Below are 26,237 nucleotides of genomic sequence, written 5' to 3'. Positions count from 1 at the left end.
GCGGGGCTTTTCTCATCCAGTCGGTTCGGCCTGGTCCCTCAGATCACGCGAAAATAAGCTGATTTGCCGTGATCATCCAGGAAGCATCGTCATTTTCAGGGCGGGAATCAAAACACGCCTGTGTGAGCGTTCCGTTAACGCAAAAACGGCGAAAGCCAAACTGTTTTCAAAACGGATGAAGCAATCACACCCGGTGGTAGGGGTGCCCGGAGAGGATGGTCACGGCGCGGTAGAGCTGTTCGGCAATCAGGATGCGCACGAGCTGGTGCGGCCAGGTCAGCTTGCCCAGGCAAATGGTCAGGTCGGCCTTGTCGTAGAGGGCGGGGTCAAGGCCGTCGGCGCCGCCAATGGCGATCGTCAGGTCGCGCTTGCCCTGATCGCGGTATGCCCCGAGCATGGCGGCTAAGGCTTCGCTGTCGAGCGCCTTGCCGCGTTCGTCGAGAAGGATGAGGACGCCGCCTTCGGGATGCGCCTTCTTCAGCAGGCCCGCCTCTTCGCGCTTGCGGGTCTCGCTATTGGAGGCGCGGCTTTCTGCAACCTCGGTCATGCGCGCCATTTCCAGGCCGATGGCCGGCCCCGCCTTGGCGAAACGGTCGAGATAGCGAGCCGCAAGATCCTTTTCAGGGCCGGCTTTCAGCCGTCCCACCGCAAAAAGACCTATCCGCATTCCCGCTCCCACGCACATCCGCCGTCATGGCGGCACAAAACGAAACTCTTGCCGGAGGCTCATCTCCGGCGATGTAAGGCTGCGTACGGGGCCGGGAAAGTGTTCCTGGCGTCGGTTAGTGCAGCGTGCCTTCGTCGAGATCGGGTGCTGCCCACATCTTTTCGATGTTGTAGAACTCGCGGATCTCGGGTCTGAAGACATGAACGATGATGTCGCCGGTGTCGATCAACACCCAGTCGCCGCCATCGAGACCCTCGACGCGGGCATTGCCGAAGCCCTCGTCCTTGAGATCGGTCATGAGATGGTCGGCAATCGCCAGGACATGGCGGCTCGATCGGCCGGAGACGACGACCATGTAGTCTCCAAGCGCAGACTTGCCAGCAATGTCGATGGTGACGATATTTTCGGCCTTGGAGTCCTCGAGGCTTGCGAGGACGGCTTGCAGGGCGCGGGCAGCGGCATCGGCGCCACGTTCCGAGCTCTTCGGGATAACGACAGGCGTTCTTCCCTTGGCGTGTACTGTTGTCAGTGCTCTTCCTTCCTTGAGTAACAGAACATGCACGTGAATGATCTGAGTCGATCACGTTACAAAGATAGGCATCAAAGCATTAAGGTTTCAAGACGCAGGCCGGCAACTTCGGCCATTCAGGACAAGGATTTGTGTCTGAATAGTGCGCTTTCGCACCAGATATGGGCGAATATTCATGCCGAAGACGGAAATCAGCCTTCCTGGCGCACTCCATCGACGAGAATAAGGTTGCGGCTGAGGGCTTGGTCGCGGACCTCGAGAGCATGCGCATATTCCGACGAGCCGTACCAGGCTCTTGCTCGTTCCACATCCGGAAATTCCACGATCACGAGCGCATTCGGCGACCAATCGCCCTCCAGTCGTTCGATCGGGCCGCCACGGACCAGATAGTGGCCGCCATACCGGGCGATAGAGGCAGCCGCGCGGGTCCGGTAGGTCTGGAAGGCTTCGCTATCCCTGACGGTGACATCGGAAATGATATAGGCTGGCATCGGTTTCGTCCTCTCAAACCTCAAGGCTGGCGCTGTCCGTACTCGCGCGCCAATGCGTTTTTTCTTGAAGATCAGATAGGCCGATTCAACCGCTTGTCCATTTCCGTCGGCATGTACAGCCGGACGAAGGCCACGTATAGATTACGCAGATATCAACTGCTTACAGACACCATGACAGATGTTCCGCAGCCACCGTTGAAGCCCATTCTCCGCATCAGCTTTTCGGGGCAGGATCGGCTTGGGCGCGGCAAGATGGAGCTTCTCGAGCATATTCAGGAGACCGGCTCGATCTCGGCCGCCGGCCGTGCCATGGATATGTCCTACCGCCGGGCCTGGCTGCTCATCAGCGAACTCAATCACATGTTTCGCGAACCGGTCGTGGAATCGCAGCGTGGTGGTCAAAAAGGTGGCGGCGCTGCCCTGACGCCCTTCGGCGAGGAGTTGTTGAGGCGCTTTCGCGGTATGGAAATGACGCTGCGAGCGGCAATAGCCGATGACCTGAACTGGCTCGAAGCCAATCGGAGCTCGGCGGACGCTTCTGCGAAGAAATCCTGACTAATGTTCGAGCGCCACGGTCTTGATGACCGCATGGATCGGCAGCCCGATGCGCAGCCCCAGTCTTTCGGCCGAGAATTGTGTGATGCGGGCAGTGACGATGTCGCCGCCGCAATCGACCTTGATCTCAGTCGCCCCGTCAGCCGCCGTGCCGATTCCCAGCACTTTGCCATCGAGAATATTCAAGGCGCTCAGGCCCTCCGGCCGCGTCGTTGCCAGCATGACGTCGCGGGCAGGAATATGGACGCGCACGGTCTTGCCGACAGCCGCCGTCTGGCCCGGCACAAAGAGCTTTGCCGTCTTCAGAGCAACGACTGTCAGATGATGGCGATCGTCGATCGCCTCGACGCGGCCTTCCAGCAGCACACCGGCTTCGCGGCGATCCGCCGCCAGCGGGCCGGAAAGTTGGCTGAAGATGTCGACGGCAGCGCCGATCGTCTCGATCTTGCCGTCGCGCATGACGACGACGCGGTTGGCAAGGCGTGCCACCTCGGCGATGGAGTGGCTGACATAGATGATCGGGATCTTCGTCTCGTCGCGCAGCCGTTCGAGATAGGGAAGGATTTCCGCCTTGCGGGCTTCATCGAGCGCCGCAAGCGGCTCGTCCATCAGCAGGAGCCGCGGCGAAGAGAGTAGGGCACGGCCGATCGCGACGCGCTGTTTCTCGCCGCCGGAAAGTTTGGCCGGCCTGCGATCGAGCAACGCGCCGATGCCGAGAAGATCGACGACCCCGTCAAAGCTTTCACCGCGCTCGCTCTTGGGTGCGAACCAGCGGCCGTAATTCAGGTTCTGCCGCACGGATAGATGCGGGAACAGGCGTGCCTCTTGAAAGACATAGCCGAAGCGGCGGCGGTGACGCGGCACGAAGATTTGCTTGGTCGTATCGGCGAGCACGGTATCGTCAAGGCTGACATGGCCGTGATCAGGGCGCGTCAGGCCGGCAATGATGCGGACGATCGACGTCTTGCCCGAGCCGGAGCGGCCGAAAAGAGCTGTCACGCCGCCATCGGAGGTGAATGCAGCCTCCAGCGAAAAGGTGCCGAGGCGGTGGCGGATATCGACCGAGAACGTCATTCGAAATCCACCCTGCGGCCGGCGAGATAGGCAAGGAATTCCGAGGCAAGCAGCGCCGCCATGGAAATGACAATGGCGACGATGGTGAGGCGCATGGCGCCGGCATCGCCGCCTGGAACCTGCGTGAAGGTGTAGATCGCCGAAGACAGCGTTTGTGTCTCGCCAGGAATATTGGAGACGAAGGTGATAGTGGCGCCGAATTCACCCATGGCCTTGGCGAAGGAGAGGATCATGCCGGCGATGACGCCCGGCAGGATCAGCGGCAGCGTCACGGTCACGAAGGTCCAGATGGGGCTGGCGCCCAATGTGCCGGCGGCTTCCTCCAGCTTGCGGTCGACGGCTTCGACCGACAGGCGAATGCTCCGAACCATCAGTGGAAAGCCCATGACGCCGCAGGCAAGTGCGGCACCCGTCCAGCGAAAGGAGAAGACGAGGCCGAGATATTGCTCGAGCAAAGATCCGATCGGCCCTTTGCGGCCGAAGAGAATGAGAAGGATGAAGCCGGTGACGACGGGCGGCAGGATCAGCGGCAGGTGAATGAGGCCATTGAGGATCGACTTGCCCCAAAAGCGGCCACGCGCAAGCAGAAGTGCTGCGCCGATGCCGAAGGGCAGGCTGACCAGCATGGCGACGATGGAAACGCGCAGGCTCAGCTCTATGGCCGTCCATTCGTCGCTGCTTAAACCCAACGCGTCCAAATCCCGCCCCTTAAACATCTCGGGCCCGCCACGACCGGCGAGCCTGATGATTGAACCTTCCTTGCCCAATCAGCGGCAATGACGCTCACTGCTTCAGGATGGTGAAGCCCTCATGCTCGAAGAAGGGAACAGCCTTAGCCGATTTCAGAAAATTGAAATAGGCTTGTACATCCGGGTTCTTGCTGCCGCTGGTGATGGCGATCGGGTAGACGATCGGTGAATGGCTGTCGGCGGGGAAGGTGCCGACGACGGCAACGCCCGGATCGGCGGAGACATCGGTCTGATAGACGATGCCATAGGGCGCTTCGCCACGCGAAACCAAGGCAAGGGCCGCGCGCACGCTTTCGGCGCCAGCGACCTTCTTTTCAACCGACGACCAGACGCCGAGCTTTTCCAGCGCCGTTTTGCCGTATTTGCCCGCCGGAACCGATTCCGGCTGGCCCATCGCCAGGCGACCGTCGCCGAGCAGGCTAGCCAGATCGAAGCCCTGTTTGATCTCGACCGGCTTCGCCTTGTCCTTGGCGGCGACGAGAACGAGCTTGTTACCCAGCAGGTTGACGCGGCTGTCGTCCTTGATCAGCTTCTTGCCCGCGACATAATCCATCCAGTTGGTGTCGGCGGAGATGAAGACATCGGCCGGCGCGCCGTTTTCAAGCTGTTTTGCAAGCGGACCGCTCGCAGCATAGGAGACGGTAACCTCTTTGCCGGTTTCCTTGGTGAAGGCGGCATCGGCGTTGTCGAGCGCGTTCTTCATGCTGGCGGCGGCAAAGACGACGATTTTGTCGGCGGCTAACACCGGTGTTGGAATGACCGAAAGGCCGAGCCATGCAGCTGATGCTACTGCGGTTGCAAGCTTGATCCATTGGCGTCGGCTGGTGGTCATTTCAATTCTCCCCAAAGATGTCGACATATTTCGAGAGATATAACGACGGACGAAGCTTGGCTAGGGATGTGTTCGCAAAAATATATCGAGATAAGGTCGCGTAACCCTACGAATTCTATGGATTTTCCGTGGCGCAGCGCATATGAACGGCTTTGGGCATTACAAAAATGCATGACTGACTTTGCCCAGTGAATTGGCGAACGCTCACGAAGCGAGACATAACGTTACGAACCGTGGGGTCTCGCGTCATTCTTTCGCCGAATTAAGTCCGGACACTGAAAATCAAGCGGCGCTCAATTTGCAAAAGAAGCGTTTTTTGGGCAGAAAATTTCCGTAGCCATGCGTTATATGCATTGCTGCATTGCGCAATCGCCCATTTATCAATCGGGGAAATCTGGTACAACATAATCATCGAGACGGCGATCTCCTCCTCCCAATGCCGTCCGATATGGATCAGCAACTCTCCTCCTCCCAGTTGCTGATCAGGTTCAAAAGCCCGACGCACCTCCTCCCGCGTCGGGCTTTTTATTTTCCAGACCTTTCCAAAAGATCGATGAGATTATTGTGCGGCTCGCAACGCCGTCGAGCTCAGCGTTGAGCGTGGTCCGTGGATGAAGGTCCAGGCCGGCGCCCGCTTCTTCCAGAGTACGCGGGCATCATCTTCGTCGACGCGGGCGTAGTGGAAAGTCTTTGCCATCTTGGCCGAGAGGTAGGAGAGCGTCGATCCCGGCCGGTCGATAACGGCGATCGGGAAGGTTTGCGCGATTTCCTGCCACTTCTGCCAGCGATGGAACGTGTTCAGGCTGTCGGCGCCCATGATCCAGATGAAGTGGACATGGCGGTTGCGCGCTTTCACATGCGCCAGCGTATTGGCCGTGTAGCTCATGCCCAGCGTCTGTTCGAAGGCTGTCACCTTGATACGCGGATTGTGGAGGATCTGCTCGCTGAGCGCGATGCGCTCGGCAAGCGGCGCCAGGTGATTGCGGCTCTTCAACGGGTTGCCCGGCGTTACCATCCACCAGAGCTGATCAAGGCCCAGCCGGCGGATGGCGATCTCGGCGACGAGTGCATGGCCTTCATGCGGCGGGTTGAATGAGCCGCCGAAAAGACCGACCACCATGCCGCGCTCGGCATGGGGCATGCGCAGATAGCGTTGATCAACCTCTTCTTTCAGCACGTCAGGGCCGTATCTGTCCGGTGCCGCGAACGCGATATTTGAAGGAGGTGAGCTGCTCGACGCCGACAGGCCCGCGCGCATGCATCTTGCCGGTGGCGATGCCGATTTCCGCGCCCATGCCGAATTCGCCGCCATCGGCAAATTGCGTCGAGGCATTGTGCAGCAGGATCGCCGAATCGATCTCCGTGAAGAAGCGCTCGACGATAGCGGGGTCCTCGGCAATCACGGCTTCGGTGTGGTTCGACGAATATTTACCGATATGCTCGATTGCGCCGGAAATGCCATCGACCAAGGCCACCGAGATGATCGCGGCCAGATATTCCGTTGTCCAGTCTTCTTCCGTTGCTGCCTTCAGGCCGGGTGCAAGCTTCAGCACATCGGCCGAAGCGCGAATTTCGCAGCCTGCCGCGGCAAGTCCGTCGAGCAGTGGCTTCAGATGGGTGGAGGCGACCTTCTTGTCGACGAGCAGCGTTTCGGCAGCGCCGCAGATGCCCGTGCGTCGCATCTTGGCGTTGACGACGATGGATTTCGCCATCTCCAGATTGGCCGAGGCATCGATATAGATGTGGCAAAGGCCTTCAAGATGGGCAAAGACCGGCACGCGCGCTTCGGTCTGGACGCGGGCAACGAGGCTCTTGCCGCCGCGCGGCACGATAACGTCGATATTGCCTTCGAGGCCGCGCAGCATGGCGCCGACGGCGGCGCGATCGCTGACAGGCACGAGCTGGATGGCATGTTCCGACAGGCCTGCCGCCTTCAACCCTTCGACCAGGCATTCATGAATCGCCTGCGAGGAGCGGCGCGAATCGCTGCCGCAACGCAGGATCACGGCATTGCCGGCCTTGAGGCACAGCGCGCCGGCGTCGGCCGTCACGTTCGGTCTGCTTTCGAAGATAACGCCGATGACGCCAAGCGGCGTGCGGACGCGCTCGATCTTCAGGCCGTTCGGGCGGTCCCAGGCAGCGATGACTTCGCCGACGGGATCGGCGAGGGCAGCGATGGCGCGAATGCCCTCGGCCATCTCGGCGACGCGCTTGTCGTTCAACGTCAGGCGATCGACGAAGGAGGCAAGCATATCGGTGCCTTCGACGTCTTTCAGGTCTTTGGCGTTTTCAGCGAGGATATGATCCTTGCGGGCCAGAATGGCATCCGCCATGGCATTCAACGCCTTGTTCTTGCTCTCGGTCGAAGCAAAGGCCAGAGGTCGCGACGCAGCCCGGGCCTTGCGGCCGATATCGTTCATCAGCGCGTCGATGTCGGGGCTTTGTGCGACTGTATCAAGCATGAGCTTCATCCTTCTTCGATTTCTCGGCCTTCGTCTTGACGGATGACGTCATGACAAGGTCGTCGCGATGCACCATGGCGGCGCGGCCGGCATAGCCGAGGATCGCCTCGATCTCAGCCGATTTGCGACCGGTGATCTGGCGGGCCTCTTCGGCATCGTAGCTGACAAGGCCGCGGGCGATCTCCCGGCCGGAGGGGCCGATGACGGCGACTGTGTCACCGCGACCGAAATGGCCCACGACGCGGCGCACACCGGCAGGCAGCAGGCTCTTGCCGGCGCCAAGGGCGGTCACGGCGCCATCGTCGACATGCAATTCGCCCGCCGGCTGCAGCTGCCCGGCAATCCAGGTCTTGCGGGCAGTAACGGGCGTACCCGATGGCGCAAACCAGGAGGAGCGGGCGCCGCTTTCGATTGATTTCAGCGGCCGGTCGGTCTTGCCGGACGCAATAATCATAGCGCAGCCGGCGCCGGTTGCGATCTTGCCGGCATCGATCTTGGTGCGCATGCCGCCACGCGACAGCTCGGAAGCGGCACCACCGGCCATGGCTTCGATCTCGGGCGTGATTTCAGCGATCGTATCGAGGAATTTCGCTTGGGGGTCGAGATGCGGCGGGGCTGTATAGAGCCCGTCGATATCCGACAGCAGCACCAGCAGATCCGCGCCGGTCATGGTTGCGACGCGGGCCGCGAGGCGGTCATTGTCGCCATAGCGGATTTCGCTGGTCGCGACCGTATCGTTCTCGTTGATGATCGGCACAGCGCCGATCTTCAGGAGCTGGTTGATGGTGGCGCGGGCGTTGAGGTAACGGCGGCGCTCTTCGGTATCGCCGAGCGTCAGCAGGATCTGGCCGGCGACGATATTGTCATGCGACAGGCTTTCCGACCAGGCGCGGGCAAGCGAGATCTGGCCGACGGCCGCCGCCGCCTGGCTTTCTTCCAGCTTCAGCGCACCGGAGGGCAGGTCGAGCACGGAGCGCCCAAGCGCGATTGCGCCCGAGGAGACGACCAGGATATCGATGCCCTTGGCCTTCAGTGCGGCGATATCGGCGCACATGCCGTCGAGCCAGGATTTCTTCAAGCCGGTCTTGCGATCGACCAGGAGAGCGGAGCCGATCTTGATGACGATGCGGCGGTAGCGGTCGAGCGGCTTGCGGGCAGTCATCCCTGATGATCCCCGTCTTCGCTACGCTCGTCGGCATCCTCATCGTCGGAAAGCGGCATGTCGCGATGCCGCACTTTGGGGGTCTTTGCCGGCTTGTCCGCTTCGCCGGCATTGGCTTCGACGATCACGTCGCGCAGCGCGCGCAGCACTTCCGTCATGCCGCGACCGGTAACGGCGGAAATCTGGAAGGGCGTCTTGCCACAGGCCCGCGCCAGTTCGCGCGTCTTCTTCTTCAGCGTTTCTTCGTCCACCACGTCGATCTGCGAGAGAGCGACGATTTCAGGCTTGTCGGGGATGCTGTTGCCGTAAGCTTCGAGCTCGTGCTTCACGGTCTTGTAGGCCTTGCCGACCTTTTCCTCCTGGGCGGAAACCAGATGCAGCAGCACGCGGGTGCGCTCGACATGGCCGAGGAAACGGTCGCCGATGCCGACGCCTTCATGGGCGCCCTCGATCAGGCCGGGAATGTCGGCGAGAATGAATTCCTGCCCATCGATGGTGGCGACGCCGAGATTGGGGTGCAGCGTCGTGAACGGATAGTTGGCGATCTTCGGCCGGGCGCGGCTGACCGCTGCAAGAAAGGTCGACTTACCTGCATTCGGCAGGCCGACGAGACCGGCGTCGGCGATCAGCTTCAGCCGCAACCAGATGGTCTTTTCTTCGCCCGGCAGGCCGGGATTGGCCCAATCGGGCGCCTGATTGACCGAGGATTTGAAATAGGCGTTGCCGAAGCCGCCATTGCCGCCGGCGGCAAGGCGGAAACGCTGGCCTTCCTGCGTGATGTCGCAGATCAGGGTTTCGCCATCTTCCTCGAAGATCTGCGTGCCGACGGGCACCCTCAGCGTCACGTCTTCGCCCTTGGCGCCTGCGCGGTTCTTGCCCATGCCGTGCGTGCCGATCGTGGCCTTGAAATGCTGCTGGTAGCGGAAGTCGATCAGCGTGTTGAGGCCGTTGACGGCCTCGACCCAGACATCGCCGCCGCGACCGCCGTCGCCGCCATCCGGGCCACCGAATTCGATGAATTTCTCGCGGCGGAAGGAGACGCTTCCTGCGCCGCCGTCGCCTGACTTGATATAGACCTTTGCTTCGTCGAGAAATTTCATCTTACGTCCGTCACCGGTGTCGGCGCATATCCCTTCGGATCGAATGGGATTCACAAAAGCCTATGCGCTCTTTTCAATGTCTGCCGCTCCTTCTGCATCCAAAAGACACGTCCGGCGGCGTTTGCCCGTCATGTCGCCTTCGATATAGGCGCTTCGGGCTGAGGTCAAAGAATATCGTGCGGTTCCAGTGCCATAAAGAGGCGGAACCGCATGATTGGTATGACGGCCATCGCCGAACGGGCCGGCGATGGCCAATTTTCAGGATCTTAAGCCGCCTGCGAGAGCCGCAGCGCGCCCGGCTTCAGCACGGTTTCGATATGGGGAACCATGGTGTTGCGGGCGAAGCTGTAGATCTCCGAGCAACCGGTGATCTCGAAGCCGAGCTTCTGCTGCAGCTTCAAGGATGCCGGGTTGTCGGCGAAGGCGCCGGAATGAACGGCGACTTCGGGCATGCGGCGGGCAAAACGTTCGAGCGCAGCCTTGACCGCTTCGGTCATGATGCCTTGCCGCCAGTAGAAGCGGTTCAGCCAATAACCGAGGTGCCAGCGGCCGTGGCGAAGCTCGATGCCGACGCAGCCGATGTGGGCATCATCCCGCTCGGTGATGGCGAGCTCCCAATCGACACCGAGGCCGGAGGTGTGCTCGACCAGCCAGTCGAGCGCATCCTGCCGGTCATAGGGCGCGGGAACGCGGGCCAGCATGCGGGTGACGGCGAAATCCGAAAGCGATTCCGCAATCATATCGGCATCGCTGAGCCGGTGCGGGCGCAGCGTCAGTCGGCCGGTTTGGATGACCGGCGTCGGTCCCGGCATCAGGATGCGGGCATCGCGGCGGGTGAGGGCGAGAGCGTTCATCTCATGCCTCCCCAGCTGCGCAGCGAGATCCAGGTCTTGCGGTCAAGCCTGTACCATTCGACCGGAACGGTGCTGCCGAGTGCCAGCGATGCGGCAAGGCCTGATCCCTGGAACTGGAAGCCGCACTTCTGGACGACCCGCCTCGATGCGACGTTCGTCACCCGGCAGCGGGCGTCGATCTGCGCCACGTTCTCACGCGTGCGGAAGACCATGTCGATGAGGGCATGGGCCGCTTCCGTGGTATAGCCCTGGTTCCAGTGGGGCTCGCCCAGCCAGTACCCGATCTCGACCGTGTTCGGATCGCCCGTGGGTTCCACCCCGCAGCAACCGAGAAAGGCGCCGTTGTCGGCTTTGGTAATCGCATAGACGCACTTGCCAATCTCGCCAAGCTTCGTGCGTCGCACGAAATCGGCGGCATCATTGGTCGTATACGGGTGCGGCATACGCGATACCATAGTGGCGACGTTGGCGTTGTTGGCGAGATGGGCAAGGGCGTCGATGTCTTCTTCGTGGGGCGCGCGCAGAACGAGCCTTTCCGACAATAAGACGGGGCAATCGGTCCTTAACCTGTCCGGCCTCAGCCGTTCTTCGGGAGACCTTGATTGGTCTTCCCTTAACAATTCGCCTTGCATGGTTCAGTCCTCCTTGGTTGAGGGTAAAGAAAAAGGGGAGATGGCGCCCCATCTCCCCTGTTTTCTGGACTGAACCTGATGCGGTCAGCCGGGTCGATGAGACGCCGGCTGTTTTAGAGCGCTACCGGCTTATTCCGCTGCTTCCGCTTTCGGCATTACAGACACGTACACGCGGCCATTGGCCTTCGTACGGTAGTTCACGTTGCCCGCCGTAAGCGCAAAAATCGTGTGATCCTTGCCGAGGCCAACGTTGGAACCCGGGTGCCACTGCGTGCCGCGCTGACGCACGATAATGTTGCCTGCGATGACGGCTTCGCCGCCGAACTTCTTCACGCCAAGGCGCTTGGATTCGGAATCGCGACCGTTGCGCGAGGAACCGCCAGCTTTTTTGTGTGCCATTGGAGTTCTCCTTTAAACCTTGATCCCGTTACTTACTTGGCAGCCACGATGTCCGTGATGCGGACGACCGTGTGATGCTGGCGATGGCCGCGCGAACGCTTCGAGTTCTGACGACGGCGCTTCTTGAAGGCGATGACCTTCTTGCCGCGGTTGTGCTCGACCACTTCGGCCTTGACGGAAGCGCCCTTGACGAAGGGAGCACCAATCGCAGCGTCGGCGCCTTCGCCGATAACGAGGACTTCGGTGAATTCTACGGTGCCGCCGGCGGTGACTTCGAGCTTCTCGATGGTCAGCACGTCGTTGGCTGCCACACGGTACTGCTTACCGCCGGTCTTGATGACTGCGAACATTTTTTATCCTTTCATGTTCGTTCCGGCTCTCTCGCCATGGGAGCGAGCGGCCGTCTTTTTATCAGTCGAAACTTAGCAGGGATTCCAAAGGCTTGAGCCTTCAAAAAGTTCTGCCGGTGAAACCCTGCGGGAAGCAGGGCGGGCAAGGCGCGGACTTATCCACACCTATTGCGTCGCACGGGATATATAAGCGTCCCTGATCTGTCAAGGCAAAAGGATGAAAAGCTTTCACATTCGCCCTTGCCATCCCCCTCGTCTGTCGCTATGAGACAGCCCGCGCCAAACAAGCGCCGACCAGCATAACCGGAGAGGTGGCAGAGTGGTCGAATGCACCGCACTCGAAATGCGGCATACCTGCAAGGGTATCGTGGGTTCAAATCCCACCCTCTCCGCCATATTGGGCCTTGGGCCGCAAGGTTTTCCAGCAATTGCTGATTTCCATTGACCTTAGATGCCGACGTCGAAATTGGCTAGGGCCACACACTCGGCACGTCCTCTCTATTGGACATGCACTTCCGTTATGATCTAAAGGTCGGTCAGATGGATGTCGTGCGTGGGATCTATGCCGGTCGAGATTGATGAATTTATCAGACGCTCGGAACAAGGGGCTACCGAGCCCTATATTTGCCGAGGTGTGGACGGGAAGGTCTACTTTATTAAAGGCAAAGGGGCCGGCTACGATTCACTGGTGAAAGAGTGGATCGCGGGTCAGCTGGCGTTACGACTAGGTTTGCCTGTTCCCCGCTTTTGCATCGTTAAGGTTCCGCGCGAACTGTATGAAGCAGGGCGTGATGGACCCCTGCGAGATCTGGGATTCGGACTTTTGTTCGGCTCGGAGAATGTCGAGAACGCCAATGAAATGTCTTTCATCAACATTCAGCACGCTCCTGTAGGATTGAAGCGCGATATTGCTGCATTCGATTGGTGGATCCAAAACGGCGACCGGACACTAACCGACGCCGGCGGTAACCCCAATCTTCTCTGGTCAGAAAAAGGTCGTCGCATCCTTGTTATCGATCACAATCTAGCTTTCGATGAAGAAGTAACCCTTCATTCACAGCTCGAAAGTCATATTTTCCGCAATTCCTTGTCCGAGGTTTGCGACCATGCGGATTTACAGGGTCATTATAATGCGAGGTTTGAGAAGGCCTTGATTGATTTGCCGCAGATCCTTGGTGACATCCCTGAGCGGTGGCACTATGTAGACGATGCCTGCACGGTCGATATCAATTTGTCGCTCGATCGCGTCGAGAACATACTAAAGCGACATAGAATTCCGGCATTTTGGGAACGAACATGAAAAAGCATGCTGTCAGCTATGCGATAATCCGTTTCCAGCCGCACCTCGAAACGGAAGAATTCGCCAACATCGGTATCGTGCTCGTCGCGCCACGTATGAGCTATCTGGACTTCAGACTAGAGACCAAGCGCCTGGGCAGGCTGACAAGTTTCTTCGATAGCGTCGAAGCAACAACTATTCGTGGCGTTCTTAGGAGCTACTGCACAGAGCTCAAGCGAATTAGGGATCTCGCTGGTCATACCGGTGACGGCCAGAGTCGGTTCGAGTTCGAGCTGAGCGACAACGCAGAGCATCTTTTTCATGCTTTGACTAAGGATCGTGAGGGGATCATCAGGTTTAGTGACGTCCGCTTCGTGATGACTGACAATCCCAAGGTGAAGCTCGATGAACTTTTCGACTATTATGTCAGGCGGAATTTCGCCAGCGCGATCTACCGAGAAGGGCTCCTGGAAAAGCATGTTCGCAACATGCTCAGGCTTCGAGCGATCGACAAAAATTTCAAGCGACGAACGTTCAATGACGGCATTTATTCGGCGACGTTTCCGTTTGTTGAAATCGCTGAAGACGAGCCAGTCAAGATTCTCAAACCAATCTACTTGGGCCAGGACGATCCTACTCGTATTCTAGACCATGGAAACAAGTGGCTCTTCACTGTAAATAGACTGAAGCAATTGCTTCCTCGTGATGTTGTATTTGCGGTAGAGGGCCCAACCGGCGATTCGCTAAGGCAGCGGGCATTTCAGGAAGCTGTTGAACGGTTCCGAGCTAGCAATATCAAGGTAGTGGACGCAACCGTTGAGCGTGAGCTTGTCAACGCCGTTACTTCCTAAACGAAGTTTCTCCGTCGGGTGCCGGCTCACATAATTGTTTGGCACTTTACCGAGAGTATCATGGTCATTTCGCAGCCGATTCGATTCGACTCTTGAGTATGAGTTGTGGCATACTCTTTGTATGGCAAACGTCAGAAAGTTTTCCCCAGCAAGAAAGGCCCAGCGGCGCAACTTAGCTGTTGGATCATCGAGATCGGTCGCAGACACGATAAAGTTCCTGCTCGAAAATTTACCCCATGATGACAGAGAGGCTGTCCTCGCTGAGATAACTGATTTTGTTCGGCCAATTCCTGTAGAGAGAGCTGGGGATGTATTAGGCGTTATAGTAAAGTTTGCGCAACGAAATCAGAGTATTAGTGTCCAAGATGTTAAGGCCGCCGTAAAGCAAGCGGGCATCGAGGCAAAGCCGAAAGAAGTCTATAACGCAATCGGCTATTTGACACGGAAAGGGCATATCCACCGCACAGGCTATGGACGCTATATTGTAGACGGTGTGGAGATAGTGACCTCAGAGGATCTAGGTGGGGCAACATCCAGACATGAAGATGCCTATCGAGTAGATGAGTCAGATCAATCACTTGCAGATAAAGGGGAAAAGTAGGATAATACTCAGACAAGGCAAAAGCTTTGGCGTCTGAATAGGCCTGATACACCTATCCAGACGCTTGGCCAAAGCCTAAGCGCTCGTAGCTCAGTGGATAGAGCAGGTCCCTACTAAGTTCCCGGTCGCAGGTTCGAATCCTGTCGAGCGCTCCATCTCTTCTTACGGCGCGTCTAAATGATAGCACTAAGACACGCGGTATTGAATCCCCTACGAAAAAAAAAGTAATTATCGTTAACCGACTCGGACGAAATGATAAATCAGTCCAAGCCGATGATTCTCGTCGGCGAGAAGCTCTGAAACTTCTTGACGCCGCTGACCATTCCCTTGCCCGGTATCGGTGTTCCGATCGCACCTTTCAGCCAACACTGCTTCGTCGAGTAGTTATAGGTGAAGGCCATGCAGCGGTTGTCATCAACGCAGGCGAGACGGCAATCGAGAGGCGTCTTGGCTCTATTGTGAGGGCGCGGGGATAGGTCACCACCCCGTAAATCAACGTCGTGAAAAAGTGCGCTCTGTGGGTCGATCATTCCAAGCGTAAATGTGGGTGGATCAGCATCGACACCGCTGAGGAATCTGCCAGAGAAAGCGACGCTATTGCCATCCGCCCGGCCGGCACTGGATTTGAGGAAGCAGTTCGGTCCTTTCTTGATCTTAGGATTGGTGTTGAAGGTGAACGCTTTGCATTGGCCGTTCATGACCAGGCAGTCCTGCGCGCATTCGGCAGCATCGGCTGTTCTGATTGACGAAATATCGTCGCCGAAGAGATCCATGCCGGTATAGATCGCAATTCTGTTCGGTCGCTTCGTGAACTGCTCGATGGGCGATAGCAGCGCTTGCGTATCTTGCGAGCCTGGAGGCGTGGATGCCGCTGCTGCGACTGGTGGCGGAGCGGTGCTCTGCGCCGGTGTGGAGCTTCCGCCAGTGCCGGGCACTGTTGGCGGTGAAACCGCTGCCGTGGTCGGCCGCTGCGCAGCGCCGGTTCGATTGAGCTTGTAGCGTTCGATTTCCTCCGCCGTGAAAATATGCATGTCGTTGGGTGGCGTCTTGAACATAACGCTCATCACTTCAACGGGCGTATCGAACTGGTTGAGCAGATCAATAATGTCGGAAATCGCGAGCTGCGCTCCCACCAAATCAGGTGCGTCCGATGATATCTGGTGAACGCCTAGCTGGCCGTCTGCTTTCCTCTCGTTTCCAGCTAGGAATATGTAAGAGCACGCGGAGAAGCATCTGCTGTCTTTCGAAATATATGTTGCCAACTTTCGCTGATAAATATCATCGGCGATTAGCAATGCCATCTGAACATTTCCGCCGATGCTATTAAGCGTAACAAGTTTAACGTTCGGAGCGGCTTGAAGCGCGCGTCGAAAATTCAAAGCAGAGCCCGCGTCGATTTCTCCGTTCAAAGAGATGACGTCCGGCTTTGTGTTCTCGAACGCGAACGGACCAAAGGCATTCTCGGCCGCGAGAGCTGATACCGCCATTGTCAGGCCAGCCAACAAAGCCGCGATGCCCTGAAGTGCAGAACTAAGAACTTTACGCATGACACTACCCCAAACCACGTATTAGCAAACTACACGGCATGGGCGATTGCAAGTCTATCTTCCGCTCGGATACGTATAATTTGGGCCGTGCTTACTGATAAGCCCTTCTAGTTGCTATTGGCGCAACTGAGATACCTTTTTCTGGGTGGGATAATCCTTGGCTCCCCTTCAGGGGCGTCCTAAGCGTGATTGAAAGCAATAGTCGGAGAGGCCGCGGTGGCAACCATTCGAAAACTCAGAGGGCGTTGGCAAGCACAGGTTCGTAGACGCGGCATGAAGCCCCGAGCGAAGAGCTTTGATACCAAGACTGACGCCGAAAAATGGGCACGCGATCTGGAGACCCAGGTCGACCGCTTCGGCACTGCGCCTGATACCAAGATCCTTGAGACCACGACGCTCGGTCAGCTATTGGAGCGCTACCAGCAAGAGGTTTCGCCAGCAAAGCGCGGCTTCACTCAAGAGAGCCAGCGAATTGACGTGCTACGCCGGCATGATCTGTCTCACCGGACGCTGATAGGGCTTTCCCAGCAGGACGCGGCCTCATTCCGAGACGAGCGGCTCCGCTCAGTAGCTCCGTCCACCGCCGTTCGCGAGCTGGCAATCCTTAGTCACGTCATCGAGGTCGCCATCCGCGATTGGGGATTTCCGCTCAGCCGCAACGTCATCAAGCTCGTGCGTCGTCCGGTGATCCGAAACGAGCGAAATCGCCGTTTGGTCGGCGACGAGGAGCAGCGCCTGCTCGACGGTTGTGACGGTGGAAAGATTCCCTTCTTCAAGACGCTGCTCACATTAGCGATCGAGACCGGGATGCGCCGCGGCGAGATCCTGGGGCTGCGATGGAGCGACATCTCGCATAATCGCCGGGTAATCACGCTGACGATGACGAAGAACGGTTCCGGACGTGAGGTGCCACTATCCCAAAGGGCGTTTGATGCGCTTGAGGAGTGGAAAATGCGCGCGGATGTCGATCAGCCTCGTGTCTTTCCCATGGCTCCTGGTTCACTTGAGCAAGCTTGGTATCGCCTGCTGGTGCGCGCAAATGTCGACGGGCTCCGCTTTCACGACCTTCGTCATGAAGGCGTCAGCCGCTTGTTCGAGCGTGGGCTGAACGTGATTGAGGTCAGTAGCATTTCCGGACACAAGGAGCTTCGAATGCTCAAGCGCTACACGCACCTCAGCGCCGACGATCTAGTCGCGAGGTTGGCGTAGATCTATCTACCGAGTGCAGCACGATCAGGAACGATCGAAGTCCTAGAAAAAACGCGCGGTTCTGAACATGATGCCTCCTGCTGCCTGAGCAGTTTCCGAGCGCAACTACCCATCCTTCATAGCCAACGAAGAGCGGACCGTCGAACGACCTGTCTGTTCGTCGACCCCGCCGATCGCCAGCACGTCACACAGATTATCATATTAGAAATATCTTAAGTTGACAGACGTTGACATATGTTGACAAGGTGCTGTCTAGTGCCCTTAGATTCTGTCCAATAGACAGCGTTTTGGGCTTTTGATGTTGACGTAAGTTAACGCTACGTTGACAAAAATCTCTCGAAAATCGTTTTTTCCGACTGTCAACATAGCCGTGGATCTTAGCCGGCGATCGCAATCTGCGGCGTGCAACGAGCTGTTTTCGAGGAGATCTTCCAGAAACAGATCGACATAGACGGTTCAACGGTCGCTTGTGCCTGTGTTCCTTGCGTTAGCTCCGGTCAATCGTCATATTGGTTGAAGGCACTGCAGGGCAGCGCGGAAAAGACTATGAAGTGACAACGTTGAGCGCACGCGGTGCTGCCTTCACCGAGTGGCCTCCGGTCGGTAGATCAATCAACCGCGTGTTCATATCTCAGCCAAGTGCGCACGCCGTGGAGTATGCGTGGATGCTAAGGTCGATGTCGGAAGTCTGTTCTAGTAGTGGCCAGGCTGTCGCGGCTATTCGTGTTGCGCGACTACGGCAGGTGCTAGCTACCCTTAGGAGACTGTCGTTCAATCCGACAGGCGCTGGGCTTGAGTCCGAAGTATTCCATCATTCATTTATCCGATGCTGTCAGGCCATCCGCGTTGCGCCATGTGGGTCGTTTCTTCATCGATGCAAAGCGAGGTGCCTGGAAGGCCGGTTCGCCGGCTTTAATTGAAGCATGCTTGCTACATTCTTCGGGCGAGTTAAAATCTCGTAGCGGCCACTGGCAGCGATTGTCGTCGGCCGCGCGGGAAGGCCGTCGGAGCTGCGCTTTGCGCGCCAGCGACGAACCTCGAGTCAACCAGGGCCATTCGACATGATACGTCGCCGAAAGAGTGTCGGGGCGCCGGAAGGTGGGTGGCCGGAGCCTCCCCTATAAGACGGGAACAAGCGTTCTATCGCCGGAGAGATTGACTTCGTCGGACGCTGAAGGCGGCCGGCAAGCCCGAAGGGCGCGCAGGCGAGCAAAGCGAGCTAGCAGCCGCGACGCATTTGTGTATTTCCGACCATTTGATACATCATATACATGTAAGCATATTATATATATATAGGGCGGAGTTACACAAAAGGGACACGTCATCTCAACCGGTAGCATTGATAGATCTACCGGCCGGAAATTTTTCTGACGATTTTGTGTAACTCCGACATTTGGCGTCTATTCAGAGCTTGCGGATTGACCCCGCGGAACTCAAAGAAGGATTTCCAGATGAGTGAAAACGTCCCAAATACCTTGCCCTCCCTGGACAGTGATCGCGAAGAGGAGCTCAAGCAACTGCTTGGGCGCCGGAATGCTATGATCGTGGCTTGGAAAAACGCCCAGCACGAGCGCACATACGAGGAGTTGCGCCGGAAGGCAAGAGAGCAACGCGCCTTCGAACGCAGATTGGAGGGCAAGACGGTTCGACCGCACAATTCTCGAACACAACATCCCGATGAATGCCGCGACGACGTGCGCCGCCGCTACAACCGCGACGCCATGCGCAAGAGACGCGGCAAGACAGCGGAGACGGTCCGCGCATACGTGTGGCTCGGCGACCTGACTGAGGAAGAGAAGAAGCAGCGCCGAGCTGAGCGTCGTCGAGCTTCTCGTGCTGAAGAGCGAAAAGCTGCAGCAAAGCGGGCTAAGCTTAAGCAGTTCTGAGCCCGACAGCTGGTAGACTGACGCGGATGTCGCGTCAGTTCTTTCATGAATCACGTCGGCTCTTTGCCTGCAGAAGATCTGCCTCTCCGGCTTTTAAAGAGCACCATCCCGTCCGCGGCGCGCGTTGCGCGACCCTGTCGGACCCTAACCCGCTCGATGCAAGAAATCGTCTCCCAGACCAAAGTTTTTTAGAAGAGCGGTCAATTTTCGATCTATCTAGCGGGCGACGAAGGTTGAAGCACACGTAAGGAGATCAGATGCTCAGTCCAGAACTTCGAAGGCGTGTCGAGGAAGGTGCTCGGCGCTATCAAAAGCCAGAGAGCCCCTCCAAATTCGACGAAGCCCTGGAGTTCCTTGGAGAACTGGAGGCTCAATCTCGGAAGCGCCGGCTAAAAATCCAACTCGATTTGCCGGTCGGCGAGAGCCATACGATCACGATCAAAGTTGATTGATCGTCATGGTCGAGCGGAGGAGCTCCTGACCTTCGCTCGATCAGCTTAGCCGTTGTTCAGCTTGGACTTCGATTGTGCCAGCGAGGTCGCCAAGTCTGAGGCCTTACGGCGGAGCTCTTCTTTCTCTGGGACGTCGCCCTGGTTCTCGCGCTTGTCGCCAGCAGCTTCGTTTGCTGGGTCCAATGGTGTCAGCGCCGCTATGACGATCAAGGCGATCAAGTTGAAAACGAAACCGAGCACGAACCAGCCGAAGACGTCGCGTTTTTTGTTCGATGCTACAATGGCACATGCGTCTCCGAATACGACGCCGGCGACTCCGATGATCAGCAGCAAATGAATTTCCCCCTGCGCAAACGCGTGACGACCCGAGGGAACGAAAGGGAACGATTATGTCTTCGAGCGCGTGGTGCGGGAGGCTGGGCGAGACGGTGCCGTCTCTTCCAAGCGCATTGATCTATATAAGCGTGATTGCTTCATTCTTGAGGCCAAGCAGAGCCGGCTCAATGGCGAAAAGAAGCTCGACGCGCTACAACTTCCGGGGCTAACCTCCACGGCATCGCGTGGACGCCGGCACGACGCGAATCGTGCTTGGGACGTGCTAATGATGAACGCTCGGCAGCAGGCGGAAAATTACGTTCGGCTTCTGCCTGCATCACATGAGCCACCGCCGTTTGTATTGGTCTGCGATGTCGGCCACGCAATCGAGGTCTATGCCAATTTCCGACGCGACGGCAAGGCCTACGACCAGTTCCCGGATCGCCGCTCTTTCCGCATCTATCTCGAGGATTTGCGTGAAGAGAAGATTCGCGAGCGGTTGAGGGCAATCTGGACGGACCCATTGTCGCTTGATCCTTCCCGATATGCGGCCAAGGTTACGCGCGAGATTGCGACCGGAATTGCAAAGGTGTCGAAGGCGCTTGAAGAGCAGGGCCATGCCACAGAGGAAGTGGCGATGTTCCTGATGCGCATCCTTTTCACCATGTTTGCCGAAGACGTCGAGCTTCTGCCGAAGGATTCCTTCAAGGAACTGCTGAAGGATTGCGCAGCAAAGCCAGAAATCTTTCCCAGTATGATGGAAGACCTTTGGAGAGCCATGGACGAAGGCGGTTTCACCGCGACCATTCGTGAGAAGGTGAAGCGTTTCAACGGTGAGTTCTTCCACAACAGGCGGGCGTTGAAGCTCGGCCATGAAGAGATTAGTGAACTTGCTGCTGCGGCTGCTTATGACTGGAAGGATGTGGAGCCGGCGATCTTTGGCACCTTCCTCGAACAGGCGCTGGACCCGACCGACCGCCGCCGTCTTGGAGCGCATTACACGCCACGCGCCTATGTCGAACGCCTTGTCATTGCCACCGTCATCGATCCTTTGCGCGAGGAATGGAACAATGCCCGTTCCACCGCCGACCGGCAAAAGTCGGAAGGCAAGGAGGCGGCTGCGATCAAAACCGTGCAGGCCTTCCACGACAAATTGTGCGAAACCCGTGTGCTTGACCCCGCCTGTGGCACGGGCAATTTTCTCTATGTCTCGCTGGAATTGATGAAGCGGCTTGAGGGAGAGGTGCTGGAGGCGCTGAACGACCTCGGCGGACAGGAAGCCCTGGCCTATGAAAGCCATACTGTCGATCCGCACCAGTTCTTGGGCCTAGAGCTTAACCCGCGTGCGGCGGCGATCGCCGAGCTTGTTTTGTGGATTGGTCACCTGCAATGGCATTTCCGCAATCGCGGCGTTGCCCCTTCCGAACCGATTCTGAAGGCTTTCCACAACATCGAGAACCGCGATGCGGTGCTGACCTGGAATGGCTATCCGCTGCCGAAGGTGGTGGACGGGGAGGAGACCTATCCAAACGCCCGTCGGCCCGACTGGCCGAAGGCGGATTACATCGTCGGCAACCCGCCCTTCGTCGGGGGTAAGGACATCCGTGCGCGTATGGGTAGTGCTTACGCCGAGGCGCTGTGGAAAGCGCACAAGCACATGAACGAAAGCGCGGATTTTGTCATGTATTGGTGGGATCGCTCCGCTGAGATCCTGCTCAAGGCCAAAAGCCCGCTTAAGCGCTTCGGCTTCGTCACCACCAATTCCATCAGCCAGGTGTTTCAGCGCCGGGTGATGGAGCCTCATCTCAATGCCAAAAAGCCGCTCTCCATCATCATGGCGATCCCGGACCACCCGTGGACGAAAATCACCCGCGACAGCGCTGCCGTGCGTATCGCCATGACCGTAGCTGAGGCTGGCAAGCGAGATGGCGTGCTGTTGGAAGTGACGGCAGAGGAGGGCGTGGAGACCGACAGCCCGGTGATCCTATTAGAGGAGAAGCGCGGCAAGGTGAATTCGGATTTGACGATTGGGGTGGATGTCAGCGCTTCGTTATCACTGAGGAGCAATCTGGGACTTTGCTCAAATGGGATGAAGCCTTTAGGTGCAGGCTTCATTTTGTCGCGATCTGAAGCTCAACACTTTGGGGCAGGTATAGATCAGAAAGTAGACAAGGTGCTGCGGTCCTATCTGAATGGTCGCGATGTTGCACAGAGAGCCAGAGATGTATTTGCAATTGATTTTTTTGGATACTCTGAAGTTGACGTTAGACAAAAGTTTCCGGAATTGTTTCAGCATCTTTTGGTAACAGTCAAACCAGAGCGCGAAGCTGCATTTGAGCGCTCTCCAACCAAGGATAATGAAGAATACGCGCGGCTTTGGTGGCTATTTTGCAAACCGAGACAAGAGATGCGTGATTTCTTAGCTGGCCTTGAAAGATATATAGTAACGGTGCAGACGGCTAAGCATCGAATTTTTTCGTTCATCGACAATACATTGATGGCCGATCAAAAGCTTATGGTCTTTGGCCTTAAGAATGCCTTTCATCTTGGGGTGCTGAGCAGCGCAATTCATACGGTTTGGACACTCCGCACTTGCAGTTGGTTAGGTGTTGGGAATGACTCTGTCTACGTTAAGACACGCACCTTCGACCCTTTCCCGTTCCCCGACGCATCCGACTTCCAAAAAGTCAATATCGGCGAGATCGCCGAAGAACTGGATGCCCATCGCAAGCGCGTGCTGGCCGGCAATAAGCACCTGACGCTGACCGGCCTCTACAACGTGCTGGAGCGGCTGAGGGCGGGGGCGAAGCCCTACGATCTGAATGACAAGGAGCATCGCATCTTCGACGATGGGTTGGTGCTGATCCTGAAGGAACTGCACGACAGGCTAGACGCGGCTGTGGCTGAGGCTTATGGCTGGCCGGTCGATTTGCCGGAAGAAGAAGTTCTCGCTCGTCTCGTCGCTTTGAACAAGGAGCGGGTAAAGGAGGAGGCGCGGGGCAAGGTGCGCTGGCTGCGTCCAGACTACCAGATCCCGCGTTTCGGCTCGGACAAGGAAAAAGCCGAGCAGCTGGAAGCTGATCTCGGCGAGGCGATCACCGCCGTTGTCTCCGGACCGAAGCCAGCTTTCCCCAAGGACGAGCGCGACCAGACCTTTGCAGTCCATCAGGCGCTGATGGAAGCCGAGAGACCAGTAGAGCCGACCACAATCGCTGCCTCCTTTAAGCAGGGTCGTAAATGCTTGGATTCCGTCTCCGCCGTCATTGCCTCCCTCTACCGCATGGGGCTCGTCTCAACATCCGATGGTAAGAGTTTTGAGCTGCGACGGGCGGCTTAACTGAGCATCCTCCGCGTCGTGTCGTTGGTTGGGCTTTAAAGGAGATGCATGAGCGTGAGTGAATTCGTTGGTCGTGTCGTGAAGATTTTCATCACCGGTAAAGATCCGCGCAGCCTGCGAACTGTCGAACTCGACAATTGGACTGGCGTCGCGATTGCTGGGCAGCCCGAGTTCTTTAAGAAAGCTCTGGAAGCGGAAGTGCTAGCCCGGTCATGCGTCTATTTGCTAATCAAGAGCGGCGCAGAGGATGACCTGCCAGAGATCTATGTTGGCGAGAGTGACGACTTCTCGCAGCGCTACACGAACGGCAAGTTCCCGATCGAATTTGACACCTTCCTGATCTTCACCAGCAAGGACGACAACCTGACGCGTGCGCATGTGAAATGGTTGGAGGAAAAGCTGTGGTCCATTCTTCGGGGCAACAGTGGGAAGGTGATTGTCGCCAACGCGAACAAGCCGACGAGCTCAAACCTTCCCCGCGCCGATATTGCGACGATGCAAACCTATCTTGGGAACATGATCTATGTTCTGGAAGCGCTCGGATATGATCTCTTCTCTGTCAAGGAGAGAACCTCTACATCACCAGCCGGACAGGTGGAACAGCGCGACGACGAGGCGCAAAACCTGATTATCGACCTCTATGCCACACTGCCAAAGCGGCTCGATGATCGGGCGTTTCTTCGCTACGAGGATGGCGCCTACGTTTTGATGGCTGGCTCCAAAATCAACGCGAGGATCACGGAGAGCCTGCCGTCAAACGTGCGAAAGCTACGTGAGCAGTTGATTGGGGATAGCGGCCTTATCGAGCGTGGTGATCACCTGGAACTCACCAGAGACATCCCCTTTTCGAAACCTTCACCAGCCTCTGCTCTCGTCAAGGGCCGAAGCTCTACGGGTTATCAAGACTGGTTGAGAGTGGCGGATGGTGTGCCGCTCGGCGCCGTGCTCGGTATCGCAGCTGCTGTAAGAGATCTGGTCGGAACGGCGCAGTAAGGCCACACTTGAAGCGATCAATCACCAGTTTGCCATCCCCCTCGTCTGTCGCTATGAGACAGCCCGCGCCGAATAAGCGCCGGCCAGCATAACCGGAGAGGTGGCAGAGTGGTCGAATGCACCGCACTCGAAATGCGGCATACCTGCAAGGGTATCGTGGGTTCAAATCCCACCCTCTCCGCCATATTGGGCCTTTGTTTCAAGCCAATATCAAGCTAGCAGATTCGCTGGCAATCAGCTCAAAAGCCTCAACCCTCCGGAAACCGATAGGCCACGTCCGCAAAAGACCCTGTCGGAAACACGTAGAAGAATTTCAAATTGGCGGATGATTCGTTGCGGATGCCGTGTTCGGCGTTGCCGGGGATGAAGACGGTCGTGCCAGGTTTGACCGTGGTTTCTTGGCCGTCGATCCGCACGATGCCGGTTCCCTCGAAGATGAAGTAGATTTCCGATGGGTTGTGGCGATGGGGTTTAAGCTCGCCGCCGGGTGCCAGTTCGGCGATGCCGGCGCTCATGCTGTCGGTGGGGGTGATATCGCTGCTGAGCAGAGTGTGCCAGGAGATCGAGCCATGGACGGGATCGTTCCATCCGTCGCGCGGGCGCTCTTCGGCTGTGGTGATAACGGCTTGCGATCGTTCTGTCATTTCGCCTCAAAACGCTGGGTGAGCAACCATATCGGACGGTGTCACAAGCGCTGAGAATGTCAATCGGGCTATATGGCTGCGGATCCGCGGTCGCGATGCCGGCGCAGGGAGGTTGGCGAAAAAGTTAGCCGGCGAAAATCTTGCGAGCCGTTAGTTGAGTTTATACGGCAGCTCGCTTGCCTCGATGCGGGAGCGAGAGGAAGAGAAGCGGGATCAGCGTCAAAGGCGTGTCTCGGAGATTTAGGGCTGGTGTGTCTGCCTTCGAGCAACAGTTCGATCACGGCCGAACTATTTCAGGTGTCATGTCGGCTACACTGGAACTCTCAAAGGAGACTTGCGATGTTGACCAACACAGCCAAATTCAACGCCGCTGAGAGCGATCACGACCACATCGAAATCAAGCCCAACGTGCTTTATGTCGGCACTCCCGTCGTGCTGATTACGAGCCTCAATCCTGATGGCACGACGAATATCTCGCCGATGTCTTCGGTTTGGGCTCTATATGATCGTGTCGTTCTGGGCCCGACATCGACCAGCAAGGGGTGGGAAAATCTCCTGCGCGAGCGTCAACTGGTGCTGAATTTTCCGTCACCGGAGCTGTGGCCGAAGGTTGAGGCGATCGCGCCGACCACGGGCCGCGACCGCGTTCCCCCACACAAGGAAAAGATCGGCTATCGTTTCGAGCCCCATAAATTCGATGTGGCCGGCTTCACGCCGCAGCCAGCCGACCTCGTGCGGCCTCTGCGCATCGCCGAATGTCCGATTCAGTTCGAGGCGGAGGTGGTGGCGGCGCATCCTCCCGGCGAGGAATGGCCCCCGGAGCACGCCGAGGCGTTCTCCATTATCGAGGCGAAGGTTCTTCGCGTTCACGCACACAAGGATATCGTCGTCGCTGGCACCAATCATATCGATACCAGCAGATGGAGCCCTCTGTTTTACGTGTTTCGACATTATTTCGGCACCGGGCCGGATCTCGGCCGCACTTTTAAGGCCGAGAGATGATGCATTCTCCGGCGGAGGAGGCGGTCTGTGCTGTCACAGAGCTAATTTTGCCGGCTTCGGCCCCGCCTATCAGTAGCTCCAGACCGGCTTCGAACAATGCATCATGGCCGTTGGCGCGGTAGAGCGCCAAGGCTTTGGCCAGGTTCGGATGGCTTTCGGCGGCGACATCAAGCGCCGCCCGATCTTCGGAACCGGCCATATCGGCCTGCTCCTCTAGCACGCATCCTACCACATAGCGGCTGATCGCGATCTGCAGCTCCAGCGC

At 57.7% G+C, this 26,237-nt stretch carries 28 protein-coding genes and 3 tRNA genes; 13 read left to right on the top strand and 18 right to left on the bottom strand.

Annotation, left to right across the window (positions count from 1 at the left end):
- Nucleotides 1-184 precede the first annotated feature (184 nt).
- The 3 genes from rlmH to FHX05_RS24165 all read right to left on the bottom strand — a co-directional run bounded on the left by rlmH (nucleotide 185) and on the right by FHX05_RS24165 (nucleotide 1,687).
- A complete protein-coding gene (gene rlmH / locus FHX05_RS24175) occupies nucleotides 185-667 on the bottom strand; it encodes a 23S rRNA (pseudouridine(1915)-N(3))-methyltransferase RlmH (protein WP_183875004.1) in 483 nt (160 codons plus the stop codon).
- Between the two features lie 115 nt (nucleotides 668-782).
- Nucleotides 783-1,229, bottom strand: coding sequence for a ribosome silencing factor (rsfS, locus tag FHX05_RS24170; RefSeq protein WP_112338642.1), 447 nt, complete (start codon nucleotides 1,227-1,229; stop codon nucleotides 783-785).
- A 158-nt stretch (nucleotides 1,230-1,387) separates the two neighbouring features.
- Entirely contained in the window at nucleotides 1,388-1,687 is a 300-nt protein-coding gene (locus FHX05_RS24165; protein WP_183712861.1) for a DUF1330 domain-containing protein, read from the bottom strand.
- A 171-nt stretch (nucleotides 1,688-1,858) separates the two neighbouring features.
- On the opposite strand from FHX05_RS24165, the gene FHX05_RS24160 reads away from it, so the two are divergent.
- Nucleotides 1,859-2,242, top strand: coding sequence for a winged helix-turn-helix domain-containing protein (locus FHX05_RS24160; protein WP_183875002.1), 384 nt, complete (start codon nucleotides 1,859-1,861; stop codon nucleotides 2,240-2,242).
- Here FHX05_RS24160 and modC read toward each other — a convergent pair whose 3' ends face one another.
- From modC to rplU, 11 genes are all read right to left on the bottom strand, one after another.
- Nucleotides 2,243-3,316, bottom strand: a complete 1,074-nt coding sequence (gene modC / locus FHX05_RS24155) for a molybdenum ABC transporter ATP-binding protein (protein WP_183875000.1) — start codon at nucleotides 3,314-3,316, stop codon at nucleotides 2,243-2,245.
- Nucleotides 3,313-4,014, bottom strand: coding sequence for a molybdate ABC transporter permease subunit (modB, locus tag FHX05_RS24150; protein ID WP_112338664.1), 702 nt, complete (start codon nucleotides 4,012-4,014; stop codon nucleotides 3,313-3,315). The genes modC and modB overlap by 4 nt, the downstream gene beginning before the upstream one ends.
- A gap of 85 nt (nucleotides 4,015-4,099) precedes the next feature.
- On the bottom strand, nucleotides 4,100-4,897 hold the full coding sequence (modA, locus tag FHX05_RS24145; protein WP_183874999.1) for a molybdate ABC transporter substrate-binding protein: 798 nt from the start codon (nucleotides 4,895-4,897) through the stop codon (nucleotides 4,100-4,102).
- A gap of 559 nt (nucleotides 4,898-5,456) precedes the next feature.
- Entirely contained in the window at nucleotides 5,457-6,038 is a 582-nt protein-coding gene (locus tag FHX05_RS24140; RefSeq protein ID WP_244441482.1) for a nicotinate-nucleotide adenylyltransferase, read from the bottom strand.
- A gap of 37 nt (nucleotides 6,039-6,075) precedes the next feature.
- The gene (locus FHX05_RS24135) at nucleotides 6,076-7,359 is read right to left on the bottom strand and encodes a glutamate-5-semialdehyde dehydrogenase (RefSeq protein ID WP_183874997.1); all 1,284 of its coding nucleotides are present in this window, start codon (nucleotides 7,357-7,359) and stop codon (nucleotides 6,076-6,078) included.
- Nucleotides 7,352-8,521, bottom strand: coding sequence for a glutamate 5-kinase (gene proB / locus FHX05_RS24130; RefSeq protein WP_112338648.1), 1,170 nt, complete (start codon nucleotides 8,519-8,521; stop codon nucleotides 7,352-7,354). The genes FHX05_RS24135 and proB overlap by 8 nt, the downstream gene beginning before the upstream one ends.
- Nucleotides 8,518-9,621: a GTPase ObgE gene (gene obgE / locus FHX05_RS24125; RefSeq protein ID WP_112606876.1), complete on the bottom strand. Its 1,104-nt coding sequence runs from the start codon at nucleotides 9,619-9,621 to the stop codon at nucleotides 8,518-8,520. The genes proB and obgE overlap by 4 nt, the downstream gene beginning before the upstream one ends.
- A 266-nt stretch (nucleotides 9,622-9,887) precedes the next feature.
- Nucleotides 9,888-10,475, bottom strand: a complete 588-nt coding sequence (locus tag FHX05_RS24120; RefSeq protein ID WP_183874995.1) for a GNAT family N-acetyltransferase — start codon at nucleotides 10,473-10,475, stop codon at nucleotides 9,888-9,890.
- Entirely contained in the window at nucleotides 10,472-11,107 is a 636-nt protein-coding gene (locus tag FHX05_RS24115) for a GNAT family protein (RefSeq protein ID WP_112338652.1), read from the bottom strand. Before FHX05_RS24115 ends, FHX05_RS24120 begins: the two co-directional genes overlap by 4 nt.
- A 129-nt stretch (nucleotides 11,108-11,236) precedes the next feature.
- A complete protein-coding gene (rpmA, locus tag FHX05_RS24110; RefSeq protein ID WP_004127267.1) occupies nucleotides 11,237-11,506 on the bottom strand; it encodes a 50S ribosomal protein L27 in 270 nt (89 codons plus the stop codon).
- Nucleotides 11,507-11,538: 32 nt separating this feature from the next.
- A complete protein-coding gene (gene rplU / locus FHX05_RS24105; protein ID WP_004127263.1) occupies nucleotides 11,539-11,856 on the bottom strand; it encodes a 50S ribosomal protein L21 in 318 nt (105 codons plus the stop codon).
- A 305-nt stretch (nucleotides 11,857-12,161) separates the two neighbouring features.
- On the opposite strand from rplU, the gene FHX05_RS24100 reads away from it, so the two are divergent.
- The 5 genes from FHX05_RS24100 (at nucleotide 12,162) to FHX05_RS24080 (ending at nucleotide 14,742) form a co-directional block, all read left to right on the top strand.
- Nucleotides 12,162-12,251, top strand: a tRNA-Ser gene (locus FHX05_RS24100).
- A 167-nt stretch (nucleotides 12,252-12,418) separates the two neighbouring features.
- Complete coding sequence (locus FHX05_RS24095) at nucleotides 12,419-13,156, top strand: HipA family kinase (protein ID WP_348648337.1); 738 nt, start codon at nucleotides 12,419-12,421, stop codon at nucleotides 13,154-13,156.
- A complete protein-coding gene (locus FHX05_RS24090) occupies nucleotides 13,153-13,986 on the top strand; it encodes a DUF3037 domain-containing protein (RefSeq protein WP_183874991.1) in 834 nt (277 codons plus the stop codon). The genes FHX05_RS24095 and FHX05_RS24090 overlap by 4 nt, the downstream gene beginning before the upstream one ends.
- Before the next feature lie 121 nt (nucleotides 13,987-14,107).
- Nucleotides 14,108-14,587 carry a hypothetical protein gene (locus FHX05_RS24085; protein ID WP_183874989.1) on the top strand — a complete coding sequence of 160 codons (480 nt, stop codon included), beginning with the start codon at nucleotides 14,108-14,110 and terminating at the stop codon, nucleotides 14,585-14,587.
- Nucleotides 14,588-14,666: 79 nt separating this feature from the next.
- A tRNA-Ser gene (locus FHX05_RS24080) sits at nucleotides 14,667-14,742 on the top strand.
- 105 nt (nucleotides 14,743-14,847) lie between these two features.
- Here FHX05_RS24080 and FHX05_RS24075 read toward each other — a convergent pair.
- Complete coding sequence (locus tag FHX05_RS24075; RefSeq protein ID WP_246699067.1) at nucleotides 14,848-16,134, bottom strand: PAN domain-containing protein; 1,287 nt, start codon at nucleotides 16,132-16,134, stop codon at nucleotides 14,848-14,850.
- Nucleotides 16,135-16,350: 216 nt separating this feature from the next.
- On the opposite strand from FHX05_RS24075, the gene FHX05_RS24070 reads away from it, so the two are divergent.
- The 3 genes from FHX05_RS24070 (at nucleotide 16,351) to FHX05_RS24060 (ending at nucleotide 19,681) form a co-directional block, all read left to right on the top strand.
- Complete coding sequence (locus FHX05_RS24070) at nucleotides 16,351-17,343, top strand: site-specific integrase (RefSeq protein ID WP_183874987.1); 993 nt, start codon at nucleotides 16,351-16,353, stop codon at nucleotides 17,341-17,343.
- A 1,451-nt stretch (nucleotides 17,344-18,794) separates the two neighbouring features.
- Complete coding sequence (locus tag FHX05_RS24065) at nucleotides 18,795-19,229, top strand: hypothetical protein (protein ID WP_183874985.1); 435 nt, start codon at nucleotides 18,795-18,797, stop codon at nucleotides 19,227-19,229.
- 257 nt (nucleotides 19,230-19,486) lie between these two features.
- A complete protein-coding gene (locus FHX05_RS24060; protein WP_183874983.1) occupies nucleotides 19,487-19,681 on the top strand; it encodes a hypothetical protein in 195 nt (64 codons plus the stop codon).
- 45 nt (nucleotides 19,682-19,726) lie between these two features.
- Here FHX05_RS24060 and FHX05_RS24055 read toward each other — a convergent pair whose 3' ends face one another.
- The gene (locus FHX05_RS24055; RefSeq protein ID WP_183874981.1) at nucleotides 19,727-20,014 is read right to left on the bottom strand and encodes a hypothetical protein; all 288 of its coding nucleotides are present in this window, start codon (nucleotides 20,012-20,014) and stop codon (nucleotides 19,727-19,729) included.
- A 70-nt stretch (nucleotides 20,015-20,084) separates the two neighbouring features.
- Between FHX05_RS24055 and FHX05_RS24050 the strand changes: the two genes are divergently transcribed.
- The 3 genes from FHX05_RS24050 to FHX05_RS24040 all read left to right on the top strand — a co-directional run bounded on the left by FHX05_RS24050 (nucleotide 20,085) and on the right by FHX05_RS24040 (nucleotide 24,510).
- Entirely contained in the window at nucleotides 20,085-23,333 is a 3,249-nt protein-coding gene (locus FHX05_RS24050) for a DNA methyltransferase (RefSeq protein WP_348648336.1), read from the top strand.
- Nucleotides 23,334-23,381: 48 nt separating this feature from the next.
- Nucleotides 23,382-24,326 carry a DUF4357 domain-containing protein gene (locus tag FHX05_RS24045; RefSeq protein ID WP_183874977.1) on the top strand — a complete coding sequence of 315 codons (945 nt, stop codon included), beginning with the start codon at nucleotides 23,382-23,384 and terminating at the stop codon, nucleotides 24,324-24,326.
- Between the two features lie 94 nt (nucleotides 24,327-24,420).
- Nucleotides 24,421-24,510 (top strand) — tRNA-Ser (locus FHX05_RS24040).
- A 64-nt stretch (nucleotides 24,511-24,574) separates the two neighbouring features.
- On the opposite strand, the gene FHX05_RS24035 is transcribed toward FHX05_RS24040, so the two are convergent.
- Nucleotides 24,575-24,970, bottom strand: a complete 396-nt coding sequence (locus FHX05_RS24035) for a cupin domain-containing protein (protein ID WP_112606872.1) — start codon at nucleotides 24,968-24,970, stop codon at nucleotides 24,575-24,577.
- A 339-nt stretch (nucleotides 24,971-25,309) separates the two neighbouring features.
- Between FHX05_RS24035 and FHX05_RS24030 the strand changes: the two genes are divergently transcribed.
- Complete coding sequence (locus FHX05_RS24030) at nucleotides 25,310-25,972, top strand: flavin reductase family protein (RefSeq protein ID WP_183874975.1); 663 nt, start codon at nucleotides 25,310-25,312, stop codon at nucleotides 25,970-25,972.
- Here the strand turns inward: FHX05_RS24030 and FHX05_RS24025 are convergent.
- Nucleotides 25,956-26,234: a TetR/AcrR family transcriptional regulator C-terminal domain-containing protein gene (locus tag FHX05_RS24025; protein ID WP_281411884.1), complete on the bottom strand. Its 279-nt coding sequence runs from the start codon at nucleotides 26,232-26,234 to the stop codon at nucleotides 25,956-25,958. The genes FHX05_RS24030 and FHX05_RS24025 overlap by 17 nt on opposite strands.
- Nucleotides 26,235-26,237: the final 3 nt, after the last annotated feature.

It is taken from the genome of Rhizobium sp. BK491 (genome assembly GCF_014194925.1).
GTDB lineage: Bacteria > Pseudomonadota > Alphaproteobacteria > Rhizobiales > Rhizobiaceae > Rhizobium.
Note: the sequence above shows the minus strand (reverse complement) of the source record. Positions and strands in the feature narration are given on the sequence as shown.

What these genes read in the sequence shown, in the direction of transcription:
- rpmA (WP_004127267.1), bottom strand. Translation starts at nt 11,506, where the DNA reads ATGGCACACAAAAAAGCTGGCGGTTCCTCGCGCAACGGTCGCGATTCC.
- FHX05_RS24095 (WP_348648337.1), top strand. Translation starts at nt 12,419, where the DNA reads ATGCCGGTCGAGATTGATGAATTTATCAGACGCTCGGAACAAGGGGCT.
- proB (WP_112338648.1), bottom strand. Translation starts at nt 8,521, where the DNA reads ATGACTGCCCGCAAGCCGCTCGACCGCTACCGCCGCATCGTCATCAAG.
- rplU (WP_004127263.1), bottom strand. Translation starts at nt 11,856, where the DNA reads ATGTTCGCAGTCATCAAGACCGGCGGTAAGCAGTACCGTGTGGCAGCC.
- FHX05_RS24045 (WP_183874977.1), top strand. Translation starts at nt 23,382, where the DNA reads ATGAGCGTGAGTGAATTCGTTGGTCGTGTCGTGAAGATTTTCATCACC.
- FHX05_RS24120 (WP_183874995.1), bottom strand. Translation starts at nt 10,475, where the DNA reads ATGAACGCTCTCGCCCTCACCCGCCGCGATGCCCGCATCCTGATGCCG.
- FHX05_RS24035 (WP_112606872.1), bottom strand. Translation starts at nt 24,970, where the DNA reads ATGACAGAACGATCGCAAGCCGTTATCACCACAGCCGAAGAGCGCCCG.
- modA (WP_183874999.1), bottom strand. Translation starts at nt 4,897, where the DNA reads ATGACCACCAGCCGACGCCAATGGATCAAGCTTGCAACCGCAGTAGCA.
- FHX05_RS24060 (WP_183874983.1), top strand. Translation starts at nt 19,487, where the DNA reads ATGCTCAGTCCAGAACTTCGAAGGCGTGTCGAGGAAGGTGCTCGGCGC.
- modC (WP_183875000.1), bottom strand. Translation starts at nt 3,316, where the DNA reads ATGACGTTCTCGGTCGATATCCGCCACCGCCTCGGCACCTTTTCGCTG.
- FHX05_RS24165 (WP_183712861.1), bottom strand. Translation starts at nt 1,687, where the DNA reads ATGCCAGCCTATATCATTTCCGATGTCACCGTCAGGGATAGCGAAGCC.
- FHX05_RS24115 (WP_112338652.1), bottom strand. Translation starts at nt 11,107, where the DNA reads ATGCAAGGCGAATTGTTAAGGGAAGACCAATCAAGGTCTCCCGAAGAA.
- FHX05_RS24135 (WP_183874997.1), bottom strand. Translation starts at nt 7,359, where the DNA reads ATGCTTGATACAGTCGCACAAAGCCCCGACATCGACGCGCTGATGAAC.
- FHX05_RS24090 (WP_183874991.1), top strand. Translation starts at nt 13,153, where the DNA reads ATGAAAAAGCATGCTGTCAGCTATGCGATAATCCGTTTCCAGCCGCAC.
- FHX05_RS24085 (WP_183874989.1), top strand. Translation starts at nt 14,108, where the DNA reads ATGGCAAACGTCAGAAAGTTTTCCCCAGCAAGAAAGGCCCAGCGGCGC.
- FHX05_RS24140 (WP_244441482.1), bottom strand. Translation starts at nt 6,038, where the DNA reads ATGCCCCATGCCGAGCGCGGCATGGTGGTCGGTCTTTTCGGCGGCTCA.
- FHX05_RS24075 (WP_246699067.1), bottom strand. Translation starts at nt 16,134, where the DNA reads ATGCGTAAAGTTCTTAGTTCTGCACTTCAGGGCATCGCGGCTTTGTTG.
- rlmH (WP_183875004.1), bottom strand. Translation starts at nt 667, where the DNA reads ATGCGGATAGGTCTTTTTGCGGTGGGACGGCTGAAAGCCGGCCCTGAA.
- obgE (WP_112606876.1), bottom strand. Translation starts at nt 9,621, where the DNA reads ATGAAATTTCTCGACGAAGCAAAGGTCTATATCAAGTCAGGCGACGGC.
- FHX05_RS24030 (WP_183874975.1), top strand. Translation starts at nt 25,310, where the DNA reads ATGTTGACCAACACAGCCAAATTCAACGCCGCTGAGAGCGATCACGAC.
- FHX05_RS24065 (WP_183874985.1), top strand. Translation starts at nt 18,795, where the DNA reads ATGAGTGAAAACGTCCCAAATACCTTGCCCTCCCTGGACAGTGATCGC.
- FHX05_RS24160 (WP_183875002.1), top strand. Translation starts at nt 1,859, where the DNA reads ATGACAGATGTTCCGCAGCCACCGTTGAAGCCCATTCTCCGCATCAGC.